Origin of the sequence: Pseudomonas sp. UMAB-40 (genome assembly GCF_900095275.1) — a bacterium.
In the GTDB taxonomy this organism is placed as follows: Bacteria; Pseudomonadota; Gammaproteobacteria; order Pseudomonadales; family Pseudomonadaceae; genus Aquipseudomonas; species Aquipseudomonas mandelii_B.
On sequence record NZ_LT607559.1, the window covers coordinates 180,851 to 201,146 of the forward strand.

Consider the following 20,296-nt stretch of genomic DNA (forward strand, 5'->3'; position numbering starts at 1 on the left):
CTGATGCTGGCGTTTTTTTATGCCCGGAATACAGCCCGGGCATTTTTCGTTTTCAAAGATTCAAACGTTTGCGTAATCCCTCGACATAATTCTGCCATTCATTCAGTACCTCTCGCTGAAACGTTGTAGCAGTAACGCTCAATTGGGCTGCGGCTTCTACGAAACTTTCAAGCGTATTGGGCGCCCCCCACTCTGGGGTCGACAAACGTTGCTGACAGAATATTCGCCAGCGCTCTTGCTCCTCGGAATTCAACGTATCGGGGAAGTTGCGTGCGCGATAACGAAACAATAATTCAGGTAAACGTTCGTCATCGAAAGGCCATTGCTGTTGTGATAATTGGGCAGGGTCGGCGGCCCTGACTTGCTCACATAGACGACGATCCCGATCACCGATAAAACCATCGTATAACTGTTGTTCGGGGTCCCGGCTCGAGGTGAAATCTTCGCTGGCATAAACCGCTAACACTTTATCCCGCCAAACTTGTTGTGCGTCACTTAGCCGCAGTACGCGATCCTGATAAAGCGCCATGTCCAGCCCCAGGCGTTGCTGATCGTCAGGCCGAAGTACCGACAGCGGCGCCACCACCGGGCACTTGTTGATATGAATAAGCTTGAGCGGCACCGGCAATTCTCCGTCGGCCAGGTCATCACGGCGGGTGTACAGCCGCTGACGCAGGGTTTCTGCGTCCAGATCAAGCAACCCCTGGGGATCCAGGTGCAGGTCGCAGACAATCAGGGCGTTTTTGTTGCGCGGATGCCAGGCCAGTGGCAGCACCACACCGACATAACTGCGAGCGGCAGAGAATCGCCCGGAAATGTGCACCATCGGTTGTAACAGTCGAATCTGATCCATCACCTTTTGTTTGCCGCGCAACTGGAACAGCCAGTCATACAACTTCGGCTGCTTCTCGCGAATAAGCCGAGCCAGGGCGATGGTGGCGCGAACGTCCGACAGCGCCTCGTGGGCATTGCCGTGGTCAATGCCATTAGCGGCGGTCAGCCGTTCGAGTTTAAGCGTCACCCGCCCTGCATCATCGGTTGGCCAGACGAGGCCATCGGGGCGCAAGGCGTAGGCCGCACGCACCACATCAATCAGGTCCCAACGGCTGTTGCCGCCCTGCCACTCGCGCGCATACGGGTCGAAAAAGTTTCGGTACAGGCTGTAACGGGTCATCTCGTCATCGAAGCGCAACGTGTTGTAACCCGCGCCACACGTACCCGGCGCCGCCAGTTGAGCGTGCACCCGGGTCATGAAGTCGGCTTCGCTCAAACCGTGTTCGGCCAGTTGGCCGGGCGTAATGCCAGTGATCGCGCACGCGGCTGGATGCGGCAGGATGTCGTCGCTGGGCTGACAGAAGAGGTTGACCGGCTCGTCGATCTCATTGAGATCAAAGTCGGTGCGAATCCCCGCCACCTGGAGCGGTCGGTCGCATCGGGGATTGATGCCGGTGGTTTCGTAGTCGTACCAGAAGATCGAGGTCACGGGCTGTTCCTGAACTGAAGATCGGCAAAGTCTAGGCGTTCACATCCCGCCCCGGCCAGTAACTTGTCATTCAATCAGCTCTTGTTAGGTAACGTGCACTACATAGTTATGTCGTTTCCCCCCGAGAGGCTGCTAGCATCGGACGGACATCGAATCCCGAACAGGCCACATCAAGGTTGCCCATGCTCGAGACCACAGCACTGCCAAGGAAAGCGACGCTGCCCCCGCCACTGGACACGCGGTATCAAGTCGAAACGCCCGAAGGCATCGACTTGCCACTGCGCCCGGCCGGGTTGATGGTTCGTGCGCTGGCCTTCTCCATCGACCTCGGGTTGCGCGGGCTGATTCTCGGCGTGCTGTTTATCGTGTTGGCGTTTCTGGGAAAACTCGGCGCCGGGCTGGGCTCGATCCTGCTGTTCGGGGTCAGCTGGTGGTACATGGTGCTGTTCGAGGTACTCAATCAAGGCCGTTCGCCGGGCAAACAATGGATGGGCTTGCGCGTGGTGCACGACGACGGCACCCCGATCGGCTGGTCCGCTTCGCTGTTGCGCAACCTGTTGCGATTCGTCGACCTGTTGCCGTTTGGCTACTTCCTCGGCGCCATCAGTTGCCTGCAACACCCCTCCTTCAAACGCCTCGGTGACCTGGCCGCCGGCACGCTGGTGATCTACCGCGAACAACCCTTGACCCGACCGCAACTGCCCGACGCCCAGCCTCGCCGCCCGGCCTTTGCCCTGACGCTACCCGAGCAACGCGCCGTCCTCGGGTTTGCCGAGCGCCAGGGCGAGCTTTCCGAGGCGCGCAGCCATGAACTCGCGTCCATCCTTGCCCAACCCTTGCAGGTTCCCGCGCCACGCGCCGTGGCGGAACTTAACGCCATCGCTCGTGGTTTGTTGGGGCCCGCATGAAGCAAAGTCTTTTCGAAAATCGCCACAAGGCCGAGTGGGCGCGGTTTTCCCTGATGCTCGAACAGCTGGAGCGCGGCAAGGAAGCGTCCGGTATCGCCAGTTTCCCGAAAGACTATCGACGGCTCTGCCAACAACTGGCACTGGCTCAGGAACGCGGCTACAGCAGTTTCCTGATCGACTCGTTGCAGCAACAAGTGCTGCGCGGGCATCAACAGCTTTACCGACATCGCAGTCGACTGGGCGCCAACATTCTGAGCTTTATCCTTGCCGGATTTCCGCGGCTGGTGCGCGAACAATGGCGCTTTGTGCTCGCCGCCGGCCTGATGTTTTTTGGCAGCCTGATCGGCTTCGCGCTGCTGGTGTATCTGTTCCCGGACCTGGTCTACAACCTGATCCCGGCCGAGCAGGTCAGTGAGATGCAAAGCATGTACGACCCGGTCGCCGGCCATTTGGGACGCTCGGCGGAGCGCGCCGCCAGCGAAGACTGGGTGATGTTCGGTTACTACATCATGCACAACATCGGCATCGCCTTTCAGACCTTTGCCAGCGGGTTGCTGTTTGGTCTGGGCAGCGCATTTTTCCTGTTGTTCAACGGTTTGATGATCGGTGCGGTGGCCGGGCACCTGACGCACATCGGCTTCGGGCAAACCTTCTGGTCGTTCGTGATCGGCCACGGCGCCTTCGAACTGAGCGCCATTGCCCTGGCCGGTGCCGCCGGCCTGCAACTGGGCTGGGCGTTGATCGCGCCGGGACGCCTGCCCCGCGCCGAAGCGTTGCGACTGGCAGCGCGCAAAAGCGTATTGCTGATCTGCGGCGTCATGCTGTTTCTGCTGATTGCCGCGTTTATCGAAGCCTACTGGTCATCGATGACCGCGCCTGCACCCACGACCAAATACCTGGTCGGCGCGGTGCTGTGGTTGTTGGTGGCGACTTACTTGCTGTTTGCCGGACGGACACGCCATGCGCCTGAGTGACGCCACGGTCGTCATCCGCCCACGCACCTCCTGGGAAGCCATGGACCTGGGCGTGCTGCTGAGCCAGCGCCATCGACGGTTGCTGATGACCAGCTGGGCCATCATCACCTTGCCGATCTTCGCGCTGCTCAGCTTTTGGCTATGGGATTCCCCCTCCCTCGCCGTGTTCATCTTCTGGTGGTTGAAACCGGCGTTCGAGCGCTTGCCGCTGTACATCCTGTCCAAAGCCATGTTCGGCGAAACGCCCACCTTGAAACAGGCGCTGCGCCAATGGCCGAACCTGCTCAAGCCACAACTGTTGGCCAGTCTGACCTGGCGACGACTGAGCCTGAGCCGCAGTTTTCTGATGCCGGTGGTGCAACTTGAAGGCCTGGCCGGTGACGAACGACAACAGCGCTTGCGGGTGCTGCTGCAACGCAACGCCGGTGCAGCGCAGTGGTTGACGATCATAGGCGTGCACCTGGAAAGCGCGCTGTGGATTGGCCTGATGGTGCTGTTCTATATGTTCCTGCCACAGCAGGTTGAACTCGACTGGAGCTGGCAGACCTTGATCGCCGTGGCCACCCAGGACTGGCGCTGGCTGGAACACCTGACCAATTTCTTTTACGTGCTGGTGCTGATTGTCTGGGAACCGATCTACGTGGCCTGTGGTTTCAGTCTTTATCTGAATCGGCGCACGGTGCTGGAAGCCTGGGACATCGAACTGGTGTTCCGCCGATTGCGCCAACACCTCAACACCACGACGGTCACTCTGCTGCTGGCGGCGATAATGCTGGTGCCGACCACGCAAAACGTCTGGGCCACCGAGCCGGTCATTACCCCGGACAGCCCACGCCTACAGGACCAACCACTGACCAGCCAGGCCTCCCGAGACAGCATCAAAACAATCCTCGATCAGCCCCCGTTCAAGAACAAGGAAACGGTGACCCGCTATCGGTTTGGCGAAGACAAACCCGACACCAAAACCCCAGACGACGGGAAAACACCTGAATGGCTGAAGGCATTGGCCGGTCTGCTCGACAGCCAGCGTTTCGGCTTTATCGCCAACCTGATTGAAGTGCTGCTCTGGGCCGCCGTAATGAGCGCCATCGGCGTGCTGATCTGGCGTTACCGCGACTGGTTGCAAGCGTTCGTCAGCCGTCGGCCGGTGTTGAACCGACGAGCCGCGCGTCCGTTACCGCAGCAAGCATTCGGCCTGGACCTGAGCCGCGAAACCCTACCCGCCGACATTGCCGCCAGCGCCGAAAGTCTCTGGCAAACCAACCCGCGCGCGGCCCTCGGATTGCTCTATCGCGCCCTGCTCAGCCATTTGTTGCACGACCACAACATGGCACTGAAACCCGCCGACACCGAAGGCGAGGTGCTGCAACGTGTCGAGCAACTGCACCAACCGGCCTTGCTCGCCTTCAGCAGAACCTTGACCGGGCACTGGCAGAACATGGCCTACGGGCATCGCCTGCCACCTGCGCATTTGCAACAGGAACTCTGTGACGGCTGGCGAACCTTGTTCGGCCCGGGAGCCGCCCGTTGAGCCGGCGCTTGTGGCTTTCGGTCGGTGTGTTCATCACCGTGCTGGTGGGCGCGCTGAGTGTTTATCTGTACCTGAAGGCCACGCCCTATCAGGCCGAAATCGATCACGGCCCCTCACCCGAAGCCCTGGCCAATCCCTATCTGGCCGCCGAGCATTTCCTGCGAAAACAAGGCCTGACCGTCGGCCATGCCAACAGCCTCGATGTGCTGCCCACCCTCGATCCGCGTCAGCACAGCCTGCTGTTGCTCGGCGACCGCTACAACATGACGCCACGCCAGATTGATCAAGTGATGAACTGGACCCGGGCCGGCGGGCGCCTGTTGTTTGTCGCCCAGTCGCTGTGGGATGAAAAGACCGGCCAGAGCAATGACCTGCTGCTCGATCGCGTGCAGGTGCATCAGTCGCTGAGCAAAGACCTCAAGGAGCCGCCGCCTGACATCCTCGACGACCCGTTCCCCAAACTGACCAAGCTGTATCTGGAAGACGAGAACGCGCCGGCCTACGCCAGTTTCGATACGGCGTTCCATCTCGAAGACCCGAAAAACCTCGCGCAAGCCTGGGCCAACAGTGGCAAGGCTACGCACATGATGCAGCTCAACCACGGGCTCGGTTCGATCACTGTGGTCACCGACGCCGACCTGTGGAAAACCCCGGCCATCGGCCAATACGACAACGCCTGGCTGCTCTGGTACCTGACCGCCGACACGAGCGTGACCTTGCTGTTCAACACCGATCACGACAGTCTGCTGACCTTGTTGCTGCGCAACTTCCCTCAGGCGTTGGTCGCCCTCATCGCCCTGATCGGTCTTGCGCTCTGGCACGTTGGAGTGCGCCATGGTCCGCTGCTGGAACCGGCGTCGAAAGGTCGCCGGCAACTTCAGGAACACTTGCGCGCCAGCGCCGATTTCATGCTGCGCCGCAGCGGTCAGCACAGCCTGTTGCAAGCCTTGCAGCAAGACATCCTGCGCCGTGTCCGCCACCGACACCCCGGCTTTGAACAACTCGGCGTTGCCGAGCAATGGCTGGTGCTCGCGCGCCTGACCGGCCAGCCCACGCGCGCCATCAGCCAGGCCATGAGCCCGCGACCGAAGCAGCGGCTGTCCAGCGCTGAATTCAGCCGTCAGGTCGCCCACCTTCAAACCTTGAGGAACACGCTATGAGTCAACAGATCGAGCCCGGCAGCGCGACTCACGCCGCCCAGCAACGCCAGCGTGCCAGTCAGTTGGCCCAGGCCGTGCGCAATGAGTTGCAAAAAGCCGTGATCGGCCAGAACAGCGTGATCGACGACGTCCTCACCGCACTGATTGCTGGCGGCCACGTGTTGCTCGAAGGTGTGCCGGGCTTGGGTAAAACGCTGCTGGTGCGTGCCCTCGCCCGCTGCTTTGGCGGCGAGTTCGCGCGCATCCAGTTCACCCCGGACCTGATGCCCAGCGACGTTACCGGGCACGCGGTGTACGACCTGAACACCGAGCAGTTCAAACTGCGCAAAGGTCCGATATTCACTAACTTGCTGCTGGCTGACGAGATCAACCGTGCCCCGGCGAAAACCCAGGCCGCGTTGCTTGAAGCCATGCAGGAACGCCAGGTCACCCTGGAAGGCCGCGCCTTGCCCATCGTGCAACCGTTCATGGTGCTCGCCACGCAAAACCCGATCGAACAGGAAGGCACGTATCCACTGCCCGAAGCCGAGCTCGACCGCTTCATGCTCAAGGTGCGCATGGACTACCCCGACGCCGAGCAAGAGCTGGACATGGTCCGCCAGGTCAGCCGCTCGACCCGCGCCGACATGCTCGACGTACAACCGCTGCGCACCGTGTTGCAAGCCAAGGACGTGCTGGCCTTGCAGCGCATCGCCAGCGATCTACCGCTGGACGATCAGGTCCTCGATTACGCCGTGCGCCTGGCCCGCACCACCCGCACCTGGCCAGGCCTGACCCTCGGCGCCGGGCCACGCGCCTCCATTGCCCTGGTGCGTTGCGCCCGCGCCCGCGCGCTGCTGCGTGGCGGCGACTTCGTGATCCCGGATGACATCAAAGGTTGCGCCCTGGCAGTGCTGCGCCATCGTGTACGGATCGCCCCCGAGTTCGACATCGAAGGGCTGGACGTCGATCAGGTACTCAAGCAGTTGCTCGATCAAGTGCCGGCGCCGCGTCTGTGAAACCCTCGCGCCTGTTGCTGATCTGGCTCGCCATCCTGCTGGCCATCGGCATCGTGCTGGGCGCGTTGCGGGCACTGGAATTCGACGTACCCTCGAGCCTGTTATCGATCAATTGGGGATTGCTGCTGGCGCTGCTGGCCCTGGCCATTCTCGACGCCATTCGCCTCAAGCGTTTGCCCTTGCCGCGCCTCCAGCGCCAGATGCCCGGCAGCCTGGCGCTCGGTCGATGGAGCGAAGTGCGGCTGGAGGTCGAGCATGACTTTGCTCAATCCCTGAACCTGCAGATCTTCGACCATGTTCCGGAAGGCGTCAGCTTCGAAAACCTGCCGCTTTCGGTGGAACTGCAACCCGGCCAGCAGAGCCAGGTCGGCTATCGACTACGCCCCCTCAAGCGCGGCCACTTCATCTTCGAACACTGCGAAATCAACCTGCCGAGCCCCTTGGGTTTATGGTCAGACAAACGCCTGCTGAACGTGACCGACAGCACCCGCGTCTACCCCGACTTCGCCCGTCTCTACGGCGGTGAACTGCTGGCGGTGGATAACTGGCTCAGCCAACTCGGCGTGCGTCAGCGTCAACGGCGGGGCCTGGGTCTGGAATTCCATCAATTGCGCGAATTCCGTGAAGGCGACAGCCTGCGCCAGATCGACTGGAAAGCGACCGCCCGCCAACGCACGCCTATCGCCCGCGAGTACCAGGACGAGCGCGACCAGCAGATCATCTTCATGCTCGATTGCGGCCGACGGATGCGCAGCCAGGACGGTGAACTGGCCCATTTCGATCACGCACTCAATGCCTGTCTGTTGCTCAGCTACATCGCCCTGCGCCAGGGCGATGCAGTGGGCCTAAGTACCTTTGCCAGTGATCGAGCGCATTACCTCGCCCCGGTCAAAGGCACGGGCCAGCTCAACGTATTGCTCAACACCGTCTACGACCTCGACAGCACCCAACGCCCCGCCGACTACCAGGCTGCCGCCACGCAGCTACTGGCCCGACAGAAACGCCGTGCGCTGGTGGTGCTGGTCACCAACCTGCGCGACGAAGACGACGAAGAACTGCTTACCGCCGTCAAACGCCTGAGCAAACTGCATCGGGTACTGGTGGCGAGTCTGCGCGAGGACTTGCTCGACGGTTTGCGGCACGCGCCGGTGCAAACCTTGCCGGAAGCGCTGGCTTATTGCGGGACGGTGGATTACTTGAATGACCGGGCGCAACTCCACGAGCAGTTGAGTGCTCATGGAGTGCCGGTGGTGGATGCCCGGCCCTCAGAGTTGGGGGCCGAGTTGGTGACGCGGTATTTGGGGTGGAAAAAGTCAGGGGGGTTGTAATGTCTTTTCCGAACAGCAGGAACAAGGTCGTCTTCAGTTCTATGATTCCGTGACGGTGAAAATCAGGTGTCGGGAATCAAAAGGTACGCCATCTGCATCGCGTAGTTGCGCCTCAACTTTCATCTCACCTGCTGCATTGGCGGTAAAGTTTTTATGAGTTTCACCGCGATCGTTGGTTTTCGTCGGCAAACCTTGCTCGATATCGTCTTTAAGCCAAATTACCTCTGCCCCTTCAAACGGCCGTTGACTGACTGAAGAAACAACGTTCGCGTATGTGAGCGTCAAATCTCCAACCCCTACGACCTGACCACCGGGGGCATTGAGTGGCCGTAACTGAAGCACATCAACCGCAATCAGCAGCGTCTTCACATCCCATCCAGCGACTCCTCCCTCTACGATGGCATCCAACCAGCCCTGTACAAACGGAAGTTTGAACTCTGCTATAGCGACCCCATCGGAGTTTGTCTTGCTCGGCTCAATCGTGATGCCCGCAAAGCGCCACTTCACCCACACATCGGGCAAGGGCTCTCCTGTCATGGCGGAAACGACGGTTGCCTTCACGGAGAACGTTTGTCCCGGAACACCCGGTGGATCAACATTGACGAGGTCTTTGATCGTACGAGGCTCATTCAACTTAAACTTCGAGGCTATGGAAACCGAGTTCGCCTCATCCCCCACGGTCGCTGTCAGCTCACCCGTTCCCGGCGTGGTGGGAACAAAACGAATCTTTGCCACACCGTAATAATTGGTCTTTGAAATCACAACCCCAAGGTCCGGGCTGCGCCAGGTGACGACCCATCCCACCATCGGCTTGCCACTGATCACCGACACCACAGTGACCTGTCCGACAAACTCCTGTCCCCAGTCCAATGTCTGGGAAGCGCGGCTGTTGCTGCTGATTTTCAGCACCTGCGCGCCCTCACCCACGGACATCGCGTTCGCTGGCGACAAGCTCGCCAGCCGCTCGGACGACAGGCGCAATGCGAAACTACCGTCCTTCAGATCGCCCACCTTGAACAGGTATTGCAACCCCACGTTGTAAAACGGTCGTCGCACCCCGAGCCCTGCCGATAAAAAGCTGATACCCAATTCACCAAGTCCGGTTCCTGTCATACCCAGCGTCAAGTCATGACCAAACAATGGGCTGTTGTCCGAAGCCTCCAAATCGATCGAGTGTTCACCCTTGCGCCGTGGGAAGCAGGTTTTCTGGCCCCACTCCTGAAACGCCTGTTTGTCAAAACTGACCCTCAGCCCCTTCCAGGGGTCCTCAGCCAGCGCACGGACCGTCATGTCCCGTTGCTCTTGATAACCGTCGTACAGACTCTCCACCGTTGCCTTCACCGAATGCTCCGGATCAGCATTTTCCGGCGCAAAAGCAAACCCGGACCAGCCATCCTCATCGGTAGACACCACGTTTGAGCCCATCCATGTCACCGGCACCTCACTCACAGCCTGCCCGGTAAAGCGGGAGAACACCTGAACCCACAGCCGGGCAGGTTCTTGCCCGACAACCGGATCCACGGCCGATTCTCGCCACGCCTCAATCCTGACTTTGTTATGCGCCAGCGTCATCGGCGTCACGGTGGCGACAAAATTGAGCTGGGGGAGTGCCAGCGTCAGGGCAAATTCCCCCTTTTGCACGCTGCGTGTACAGTCCAATTCCCAGTGCGTGTCCCCGTCGCTGATGGGCTGCGTAGTACCCGAGGCGGGTTCGATGGTTACGCCCAGTTCATCTGCTGGTGTTCCCGACCATGTCAGCGATGCCTTCAATCCCACCAGCGGGCTCAGCGCATTGGGCAATAGGTTGAAACGGTGCAGTGCACCCAGGCATGGATAGAGCGCCTGGCCGTCAAGCGCAGCCTTCACCTGATCGAGCAAGAGACTCAATTCTTCTTTCGGGTCCACAGAAATCAATCGCCCAAAAAGCTCTCGAACAATCCGTTCACCCTCCAGGTGCAACTCCAGATCGAACAGGCTGCTGATGCTGGTATCCGCCACTGAAACAAGCGTCCACTCCACGCCGCCTGCCACTAGCGTTTTGGTAACCCCAAGGTCAGCGGGCACCAGTCCGATATCCGGCGCAGCACCTCGCCAATGCAAACTGATATTTGCGCCAACCCATCCACTGCCAGCGATGGGCACGACCTTCAAGGTATGGGTCTGACCCCGCCGACAGAGCAGTCCAATCTCGACACGATCAACTTCCTCCTCGTCAAGCAGGATCTTGACCTCCCTCTTCCAGGGGTTGGCCGCGACCGCCACCACATTAAAGTCCCGCTCAACTGCAACGGCGTCCAGATGGGCGCGGACGCTGGCAGTGACGATGTACGATAGGGCTTGTTTTGGCGTAAACAGAAAACTGGCCCAGCCACCGGCTCCAGAACGGGTCGAGTTCGTTACCTCAACGGCCCCGCTAGACTCCCGCTTAGCCACCCAGTCAACCAGTGCACCAACGACCGGATCACCTGGCCCGCCGTTAACGTCGTGCACGACCTGAACCCGCAACAACACACTTTCGTTTTCATCAATTTCTGGCATCTTGTTGGCTTCACGCACCGCACCGATCTTGACCAGGTTACGCGCCAGCAACATGGTTTTTTTCGGCGAAGGCAGCAGCAATTTAGAGCAGACCAGCGATAGCTCGAACATACCGTCCAGACGATCCTGGCTCGTCAGCGTCCAGACCGCCTCGCCATCGGTGACCGGCACTGGACTTTCAAGCGCCGGGCTGACGACAACGCCCAGTTGATCATGGGAGTCCCCGCTCCAATGCAATGCCAGGTCTGTCCCCACCAACGGGCTGATGAGTGGCAGTTTGACCGTCACTGCATAATCAGAACCCCGATTGGGATAGCCGGTTTTTTCTTCCCAAAGCGACTCAACGCCCCCGACAACGGCCAATACATCCTTCCACGGATCCGTGGCCAATACCCGGACTGCAAACGTTTGAGTGAAGACGCCGCTGCGGTAGTACAGGCTCTCGACCGACGCTTCGATCTGGATGTCACCCGCTTGCGTCGGCGAAAAATCAAAGTACGCCCAGCCTTCTTCGTTGGTATCGGTGGTACCCAGTATCGGCTGACCGGCAACCGTCCAGGTCACTGGCCTTCCGGTGACCGGCAACGAGGTGTAAAACGACGTCACCTGAACTCCCAACCGTACCCCTTGGCCGAATTCAAGCACCGGGTAATAAGCCGCCTCAAGCACTTCACGGAACATCAATCGATGATGCCCGAGCGAGACGCTGATCGGGTAAGGGGCTGCGGTGTACTTGTTATGCAGGATCAATGTAAGGAGGTGGGGTTCGTCAATGTCCATCCACGGGCAAGTGATCTGCCATTCACGCTCAAGCGGTTGATTGACGCCCCAGTCTGGCGTCGCAAGAATCGCGTCATCCGGGTTGTTTTCGCTGACCAGCGAAGCATGGGTGCCCTGCCAGACGTTGTCGGCTTCGGGTTCGAACTTCAATGTGTGGGAGCCGTTCACGCACAGGTGCAACGGTCCGCTGAGTGACGAGGGTTGGCCATCGAGTAGCCGCTCTTCCAACTTCAGAGGCCCCAACTGCAAGGCGAGTCTGATCCGGAAGATGCAAATCTGCGACTTAACATCCATAGGCTCATTCTTGGGGCTGAATATGCCAAGGGTAATCACGTCATCTTTTTTTAACGGTAGCTCCAGTTTTTCTTCATACATTCGAGGGAAGAGCGCCAGCGGCTGTCCGCTGGCCAGACGTGCCTGATCTTCCTCCTGATTACGCGCATTGCCTGGTTCAAGCCTGATCGTCTGGACTTCTTCCGACCCCTTGATGCTGATCTGCACCCATCCCGCTTCGGCATGTCGTGTCTCGCACAGGAAGCTCAGGACATAGTGCGCATCGACTTCAGAGTCGTAGTCTTTGGGAATGATGATCTCCTGACTGACCGACGCCTCATGCCCGGCAGCCAGAAAACGGGTGTACTCGCCCTCGTAGAATTCGTGCTGTGTACCGAGCCAACCCCCGACCGGTTTTCTTTTCCAATGCTCGGGCCACTTGGTGAAATCCCCATTGAGAACCAGATTCTCGTCGGCCTGAATGTCAGGTTCACGCATGGTCACCTTCCCCTTTGTCCTGTTTGTTTTGCCGGGAGGTTATTTCCACGGTCACCATGTCTTCCACTTTGCGCGTGAAGGTCGGCTCGCCGACTTTGGCGGTGTAACGAATACGCACGATGATGTCGGTCAGAGACAGCAGCATCGAGCGCTGCGGCTCTTTGTCGGCCCAGGGGAAATTCAACATCCAGCGAGAGACCACCCCGGTATTTTCGAAAGGGTTGAGCAAACCTTCATCGGGCTTCATCGCGACCATGCCGTTATCGGCGATGCCCATCGACAGGGCTATCTGCTGACCACTGCGCAGGTTGACTTGCACATCGGCCGGGGCCACAGCGCCGTCAGGGTTATGCAGGTACTTCACTGACTGGGCGGTAGGCTTGGTCGCGATCATGGCGCTGATCTGGAGCAACGTGGCCTTGGCATCCTGGTAAGGACCGGTCAGCGCCGGCAGATCGACCTCGACCAGACTGATCTGCCGGCAGTAGTGCCCCGGATGATCCTGATCGAAGAGCAATTGGGTGAGTTTGAACTCCAGCGATCCGCTGAGGAGCAACTGGTCCAATGCAGACTCCCAGCTCTTTACTCCGATCTGCGGATCGATCGTGTCTTCAAACAGCTGGCGCAAAGAAATGGTTTTGACCAGCTCCAGCCGCCGCTCATGGCGTTGCAGGTATTCGCGTTCCATCCGCAGTAAATGCCCACGCAGGTGCTCGCCTGCCGTCAGGCCGTGACGGCTGTCCAGCCACACCTGAGGCAAGGCAACCCGCGACTCGTAATCGCCGGTTTCGGCACTGAGCGAGTCCTGGGCGCTGAGGCACAGGCTGACCACCGCATCGTAAGCCTGTTTATGCAACGCTTTGAGCTGTCCCAACATCCAGCCGAACAGTTCGGCATTGGTCGCACGTTTTTTGAGGAAGTTGTAAATCGCCAACGCCTGACTGTTGGCTCTGAGGGTTTGCTCCAGGCTGGTACGGGCCGCCAGTACCGCATGTTCCTGCGCGGTGATCTGATCGTCGATTGCCCGAACCTCTGCCTGTGCCTGATTGCGCTGCAGCTCCCATTCGGCACGGCGGCGGCGGTAGGCTTCGGTGGTGGCTTGTTTGTCCGCATCGATTTGCAGCATCGAGGCGGCAATGTCCAATCCATAGCAAACCGCATCGACCAGTGCGTCGACGCGGTATCCACCACTCGCCACGCCAAAAATATTGGGCAAAGCTGCAACAGCAGCACCGACGGGCTTAATGGCTGATGAGGTCAGCCCCAGCACTTTTGACTGTTGCAGGTTATCCATCACCTGGTATTCAGTCGCCGACACGTTTTCCTCATAGAGTCGCGAATACGCCAGAGCCCGCTCCTGTGCCACCGTCCGGCTGCTCGACAGCGCGGCCACATTCGCGACCAACTGGTCAATGGTCTGTCGTTGCAGGGTCTCGGCATAGGCACCCAGTTTGACCAAATGGTCTTGCTGCATTGCCTCCTGATCCGCCCGATCCCGTCGTTCCAGCAAGTTCAGCACCTGATTGGCGTATTCCTGCAAGGTCTGCACGGCACGTAATGCCGCCTCGAATGTAACGCGCCAACGAAAAGCACCCACCACCAGCCGTCCCCCCATGGGTCTCGGCCCGGCAACGCCACCGTCGGCGAGATCGCGCAGCAGCTGATTGGGGTCTGTCGGCGGGCTGAACAGTTCGACATACAGCGGCGTGCCCTCGATGGTGAGGTTGTTGCGCAGGTTGAACAGACGCTGGTCGGGCCGTGCAAACAGATCAAGCAGCTGCTGGTTGATCGGCGGTTTGAACGGTCCGTTCGCCAATAGCCCCATGTGTGGAGCGGTATCGCAGGCGGCAGGAAAATCCGCCAGGCTGACATTGAGCTCTTTCTCAAACAGCTCCAGCGCCGGGCGCGAACTGCTGCTAGCTAAAAGCGTACCGACCGTCGCTGTTTCCCAACTGCTCACGGTGCGCACCAAAGGCGCCTTGCCCATCAGAAACCTGGCCTGGACGTAGCACAACTTTGCCGCCACCAGGCTGTCCCGGGTCAGTTGACGGTAGTACCAGTCGCCCCATGCCATGAGGTTATTGACGTACTCCGTAAACACCAGAATCTGAAAGTGCCGTGGGGCTGCATAGCCGATGGCATCCGGATCGGTCGAGTTCACGGTTTCAGCGCCAGGGCTGCCGCGGGTCGCCAATGGCCGGCAGCGCCAGTACAGCGGTTTTGGATTCGGCACCGTGGGCTCATCCGCAATGGCTTGCGGATCAAACAGGTATCGCAGCCAGTTCTGCGCTTGCGTAAAACGGTTTTCATCACGCAAGCGTGTGGCCACCAGGTGCGGCAGGTGAAAAAACAGCTCCCAGAAAAACAACCCGTTGGCACCGTCGAATGCACCGTTCGGCTCATTGAACGGTACAGAGGTTGGAGGTGGCTCCAACAGGAACTGTGTGTCCCAGCCCAGTACGGCATCGACGGAAATGTTGGAACGTTGTACCAGTTCGGGACCGAACAGCGAGTTCAGGCGGCAGTATTTCAGCGCCAGCTCCGTCTGGTTGAGCTTGAGAAACTGCGCGGCATCGAGGGCGTTTTTAAGCAGCTCCGGAGGGGGGAAGTGCGGCAGGTTGGCGATCGTTATTGTAAAGTTTTTGCGCCCGTACCCAGACTCATTAGTACCACCAAAAGAAAAGACAGGCGCCGTACTCCATCCGCCACTCGCCCGTCTAAAGGTTAGCCAATCGGTACTCCAGTCACCCCCAATCGGAAATGCTTGTTCAATCGGTCCAGAATCTCCGCTGGACGGGTTTTTCAACTCCAATTTCAGAAAAACCGTGTTGCCTGAGTTATACCACGGCGTTTGCTTGCAAAAGCCCTGGACGAGAAGCACATCTTCGTTACCAACAGGGAACACAAAGGCCCGTAGCCCCAGATAAGCGATCATGCTGCCCGGATAATCTTCAGTCACAACCATTGGCGGTCGACTGACCAACGCATGCTGTACCGTCAAGGGTGTAGCAAATCGCACCGTCGCCTGCTCCAGCCAGCCGCCGTCATCATCGGCCACGGGACGCAACAGCACATCACGCACCACCGATACTTTCAGGGCGTCTTCTCCGGTCTTGCCGTTAATCAACATCACGCCCAGGTTGCCCTTGGGGTATTGCTCAGTGACCAACACCGTCGCAATCAGCCGTGCGCCCGCGCTGACGTCGCGAGCGTGCGGCGAAGCATGCAGATTCAGCGGCGCCGACCACTGGCCGTTTTGCGCCATGAAGGCCAGCTTGATGCTGAGTTGGTGAGGTAAAACAACGTCATCGGATTTATCGACCGACTCCTCGCGCCACTCAGCCCACACCACGCACAACCGCCCGTTCCAGAACACCGGACGGATATTCAGCACCTTCTCATCGGTGGGAATTTCAATCGGCTGCCATTCACTCCATGCCGCCGGATTGATCGCGGTTTCGGTGGTGCCGAGTTCAACTTCTGCCTTGCGCCAGAAGTACTGACGTGGCTCGGTCCGCGAGCAGCCAACAAAGTAGTAATCCGCCAACGCGGGGGTTGGCGAGCGCGACGCATCCCCTCGGTAGCCACCCATATAGGCGCTGAGCACTTCCAGGTCGCAGGTCTGCTCGAACGTGTGCAGATAGTTCTGCAGCGCCTTTTGAACAGAGTCGGTGTTCAGACTGCTCTGGTTCAGGTCGTTTTCGAGGTTTTTGAACAGACTGGTCTTGCGCAGGCGCACAAAAGGGTTGATGAAGTTTTCCGGGTAGTACGAGATGAATTGCAGCGCCGCCCAGTCCGGGTAATTACTGTAGAGCTCCCAGGTCTCCAGATCTGGCTTGCTGAACGGGTGCTTTGCGTAACCGGGTTCCAGTTTTTTATACACCGCATGAATGTACTGCTGCGCGCAACTGATCGCTTCAGCGACCCAGGAGTTCTGCACCGGGTAGCTGTCCAGTGGGTCCATGCGCAGCAATTCGAAGAGGTCTTCCGGTGTTTTCACAAAGGCGTAAGGCTTCTCTCCTGTTTTGTTGACTTGCCCGATGGAGTAATCCATCAACGCAGCGCGACGCTTTTCCAGCAGGTGACCGGTGACAGTCGATGCCATGATCCTTTCTCCTTGGCTAATCGGGGACACACATCAGCAAGCGATACCGTTACGCTGGGTATTCGTCGCTTTCGAAAACAATGGGGTCGAAATCGCTCTCACTCTCACTGCCCTCACTCAAGACTGAGATGCGGAACTTGCCGCCGGTAGGGCTGTGGACAAACACTCGCGTGAGCCCGCCCTTATCGGTGAACGCCTGAGCGGGCCGGATAACAACTGTCGCGCCCTCCGGTCCATCCATATGTTCAAAAGCCCACCGCACAAGCTTGTCTATTCCAAGATTATTAAAATCGTCCATCATCACAGCGAAGAGTTCGACTTCGTGACCGGGTTTCACGGGGCCTGACGGGATCGGGGACATGAGGGGCAGCGGGAAGCTGAGGGTTTCGCTGTCGACCCCGACTTCGATGCTGGGGGCTTGCTCCGCGTCGAACAGATCCAGCCAGAACAGCGGCGTTTCCGTGCCCATCTTTTTGCCCGGGAAAAACTCAGCGAGGAGCGTTCCATCTATCCCGGTCGCTTGTGTGGCAATGCTGCCCAGCGTGGTGTGCCAGTAAACGTTGACCCCCTTCAGTGCGGCGCCTGCCGCGTCCTTGAGCGTCACCTTGAATGTGATTTTTTCACCCGGTTTATTGGCCACCACAGACGCGCTGCCATCTACTACGCATTGGATGTCGACGAGTTGCTTCAGATCGCTGGAGGCTTGAACAAGAGGTTCTTGCGTTTCGGACAGGCTCAGCAAGGCGCGCTCGGCGGCCATGGCATAAGCCTGTTTTGCAGCCGGCGTTTCAACGGACTCAGGCACATTGCCGATCAGGAAAATCGTCAAGGCGTCCATACCGCTGTGTGCCGACATCACGCGGATACGCATCAACAGGTCCAGCTGTGTCAGGTTCTTCAGCACCTTGTGTGTCGGATCGATACGACTGACACACTCGCGCACTTCCTGAACGCTCCAGCCAAAAAACTCGGCCAGCTTGATGGATGAAGCCTGCTGGGCCAGGGCCAACGCATCACCATTTATCGTCGGCAGGGCGTTGACCTCGCGCAGGTAGTCGAGCAGTTTTTGCGCCGGTTGCTCGCTCAGCTCAAACGCCCGGGTGAGCGCAGTGAGGTAGTAGAGCGTTGTCACCGTAAACAGGTGTTTGTCATCCTGATCGATCCAGGCTTTGTGACCGTAATCCAGGTAGTCCTGCAGCAGGACGGCACTCAGGTTCAGTTGGGTCACCACCGCACTGCGACGGCGCACATCGGCCAGCAACGTGAGCAACGGATCAACCCCTTCGATGCGCCGGCGCCCCGGTTCTTCTGACCCGGCGTCGGTCCGGTCCCATACCTGACGCAGCAGTGAATAAATCGTCGCATTGGCCCAGGCAAGCACCCGTATGGCTTGTTCTGCGTCGACACCGGCGTACACCGCCAGGCATTCCTTGGCCACCGACACCTGAGCTTCCCGGGCCTGCATGAGTACGTCGAACATATTTTCAACAATGGCCACGCGCAATGCGTCATCCATGTCACCCAGGCCATCCTTGACGGCTTGTCCAATTCTCAGTCGAGCAAAGGTCGGGTAGTCAGACTCTGTCCCGGTCGGTGCCAACACCAGACCCTGCGCATCGGCCAGGCTCCCCAGCAGACCGAGCCAATCGGCTCCCGGCAGTGGCGGCACCCCGGCCATCAACAACCCGGCATTGCTAAACAGTGCCGCCGGCAGCAAGTTGCTGACTTGCTCGAACAGTTGCAATTCAGGTTCCGAGGCGACACCGGCGCGCGGTTCAGACACCTGCTGCAGCATCCACAGCACCGGCAGATCACGATCCCGGCACCAGCCCACGCAGGAATGCAGGGCGTAGATCAGGTTAAGCGCATCCGGCGTGGCGCTTGCGGTTTTATTGATTCGAGGGCGCCCAGCCAGGCCATTGACCCAGTCCGCCCCACCCAGCAGCGTCAACATCAACACGCCTTCTACCGGAGTGATGTCCAGCATGCGCGCCAGCTTCACCAGACGGTAAAAACTTGAAACGATCGCCGCGCTGCGGTTGAGTTTGGTTGTTTCTACAGGCTCTTGCGCCTGAGCGATCGCCAACGCGACGTAAGCGTAGGTTTGCAGATCGATACCCAGCCCGCTGCACAGTTGGCTGACCGTCAAATCAGTCGCCCCCGCTGCCGGCATCAATGGGAACGGCAGGTTATCGAGCTTCAAGGGTTGGCGATAACTGCCCTGGCTATTGAACACCTGGTCGAATTGCGACAGCGCCTCCCCGCGACCGTAGATCGACAGCTCATCGATAAACACCGCGAAGTCCTGCGCAGTACAGCCGTAGCGCTCGCGTAATGATTGGAAAAGCCCCAATGCATGCACGACGTTGTCCGAAATCCACCACTCTCCTTCAGTCGCACCGCCGCGCACCTCAGCCCTGATGGCAGCAGCCAGCAAGGCATCAACCTGGTCGCTGGGCAGTCCCAGCCACTTGTCCAGACGCACCTTGCGGTTCATTCGGTCGTATCGGGCAAGCCCCGCTTTGGTTGCGGGGCTCTCTGACAATCGATGAAGGTAACCAGAACCGCTTCCGGTACCCGTAATACTGACAGCCGGCGATGTACGTGCATTGAGGTAAACCGAACCGGAACGTTCACTTTCCGAGCCTACAGGCGTAGCCGGAAGGTAGGTCACATTGGCTGAGCGCACAGGCAAGAAACTGCGAATGGATAGCAACGCCTCGACTCCCGGCGTGTCGAGTACTGTCCGCTCACCGAAGAACGGCACCTGATTCAGGTTCTGCCACTCCAGTCCTCCGGCACCGAAATTAGCCAAGTAAAAAGCGTCCCGCCCTGCCTCTGCCGGACTCGGCTCCGTCAATAGCTTGCGCTGATAAGGCCCCAGCCGCGACGCATGGGCCAGCGCGCGTCCGGCATCGGCATCCCAGGCCCCGGTTCGCAGAAAATAGGGGTAATCCAAGTCAACGATGTGTGCAAAATTGGCCACCGACAGACCATGGTGCTGCGCTATGGCATCCAGGGTGACCCAATGCTGGTAATAAGGCAGCCCGTTCGGGTAGCGCGCCTCAATCAACGCATCTTCAAGCGTCGTCTTCGGCTCATGGTGGGTGATGAAGGTTTCCAGCACCGAAACGATGATGTCGACCGCGGACACCGATTTGTGCACCGCGTTGAAGTCAACAGACAACGCCTTCAGGTCGGTGCGTCGATCATGCAGAGGGTATTTTTCCGCCTTCACGCCATGGACTTCGATACGGTCGCGGATCCAGCGCAGCAATTCGATCAGATACGCTACCGCCGATGCATTCGACTCCAGGGCATCCGGTGGACAAAGCGAGTCAAAGGGAGTGTTGAACAACCACTCATAGGTGGGTCCCGGGACGAACGACAACAATCCGCTTGATGGCCCTGACGCGGCCTTTTCACTGCCCGTCAGCAAGTGCTCGATATATTGGCGACGCACATAGGTGGCCATGCTGTTGGCCCGGCGCATAAACTGCCGCGCGACGTCCGGGGTGACCCCGTAGCCCCTGACCAGACGGTCAAGCCCCTTCTCCACCAAAGGAAAGATGGAACCACCCTCTTCAAAATATTGACGCAGCTCGGGGCAGCGTGCGCGCTGTTCTTCATCAAACACCTGATCGAGCATTTGCAAGGCGGGGAGATTGGGAGAGTCAGCCATGGGTCATGGTTCCTTGAGTCGATGGCAGCCCGTAACAG

The 20,296-nt window shown here is 59.2% G+C and carries 10 protein-coding genes; 6 read left to right on the forward strand and 4 right to left on the reverse strand.

Features of this window, described 5'->3' with window-relative positions; translation table 11 throughout:
• Positions 1 to 52 precede the first annotated feature (52 nt).
• Entirely contained in the window at positions 53 to 1,483 is a 1,431-nt protein-coding gene (gene sbcB / locus K0F88_RS14720) for an exodeoxyribonuclease I (protein ID WP_219095514.1), read from the reverse strand.
• Positions 1,484 to 1,665: 182 nt separating this feature from the next.
• Between sbcB and K0F88_RS14725 the strand changes: the two genes are divergently transcribed.
• Genes K0F88_RS14725 through K0F88_RS14750 form a run of 6 tightly spaced genes read left to right on the forward strand, consistent with a single transcriptional unit; the run spans position 1,666 to position 8,382 of the window.
• On the forward strand, positions 1,666 to 2,391 hold the full coding sequence (locus tag K0F88_RS14725) for an RDD family protein (RefSeq protein ID WP_219095515.1): 726 nt from the start codon (positions 1,666 to 1,668) through the stop codon (positions 2,389 to 2,391).
• Positions 2,388 to 3,365: a stage II sporulation protein M gene (locus K0F88_RS14730; protein WP_094470969.1), complete on the forward strand. Its 978-nt coding sequence runs from the start codon at positions 2,388 to 2,390 to the stop codon at positions 3,363 to 3,365. The genes K0F88_RS14725 and K0F88_RS14730 overlap by 4 nt, the downstream gene beginning before the upstream one ends.
• Positions 3,352 to 4,896, forward strand: coding sequence for a DUF4129 domain-containing protein (locus tag K0F88_RS14735; protein ID WP_094470968.1), 1,545 nt, complete (start codon positions 3,352 to 3,354; stop codon positions 4,894 to 4,896). Before K0F88_RS14730 ends, K0F88_RS14735 begins: the two co-directional genes overlap by 14 nt.
• On the forward strand, positions 4,893 to 6,056 hold the full coding sequence (locus K0F88_RS14740) for a DUF4350 domain-containing protein (RefSeq protein WP_094470967.1): 1,164 nt from the start codon (positions 4,893 to 4,895) through the stop codon (positions 6,054 to 6,056). Before K0F88_RS14735 ends, K0F88_RS14740 begins: the two co-directional genes overlap by 4 nt.
• Positions 6,053 to 7,054 carry a MoxR family ATPase gene (locus tag K0F88_RS14745; RefSeq protein WP_219095516.1) on the forward strand — a complete coding sequence of 334 codons (1,002 nt, stop codon included), beginning with the start codon at positions 6,053 to 6,055 and terminating at the stop codon, positions 7,052 to 7,054. The genes K0F88_RS14740 and K0F88_RS14745 overlap by 4 nt, the downstream gene beginning before the upstream one ends.
• A complete protein-coding gene (locus tag K0F88_RS14750; RefSeq protein WP_219095517.1) occupies positions 7,051 to 8,382 on the forward strand; it encodes a DUF58 domain-containing protein in 1,332 nt (443 codons plus the stop codon). The genes K0F88_RS14745 and K0F88_RS14750 overlap by 4 nt, the downstream gene beginning before the upstream one ends.
• Before the next feature lie 39 nt (positions 8,383 to 8,421).
• Here the strand turns inward: K0F88_RS14750 and K0F88_RS14755 are convergent, their stop codons facing one another.
• The 3 genes from K0F88_RS14755 to K0F88_RS14765 are packed head-to-tail and all read right to left on the reverse strand — an operon-like array spanning position 8,422 to position 20,258.
• On the reverse strand, positions 8,422 to 12,471 hold the full coding sequence (locus K0F88_RS14755) for a hypothetical protein (RefSeq protein WP_219095518.1): 4,050 nt from the start codon (positions 12,469 to 12,471) through the stop codon (positions 8,422 to 8,424).
• Positions 12,464 to 16,576, reverse strand: a complete 4,113-nt coding sequence (locus K0F88_RS14760; protein WP_219095519.1) for a neuraminidase-like domain-containing protein — start codon at positions 16,574 to 16,576, stop codon at positions 12,464 to 12,466. The genes K0F88_RS14755 and K0F88_RS14760 overlap by 8 nt, the downstream gene beginning before the upstream one ends.
• A gap of 49 nt (positions 16,577 to 16,625) precedes the next feature.
• Entirely contained in the window at positions 16,626 to 20,258 is a 3,633-nt protein-coding gene (locus K0F88_RS14765) for a Tc toxin subunit A (protein ID WP_219095520.1), read from the reverse strand.
• Positions 20,259 to 20,296 lie beyond the last annotated feature (38 nt).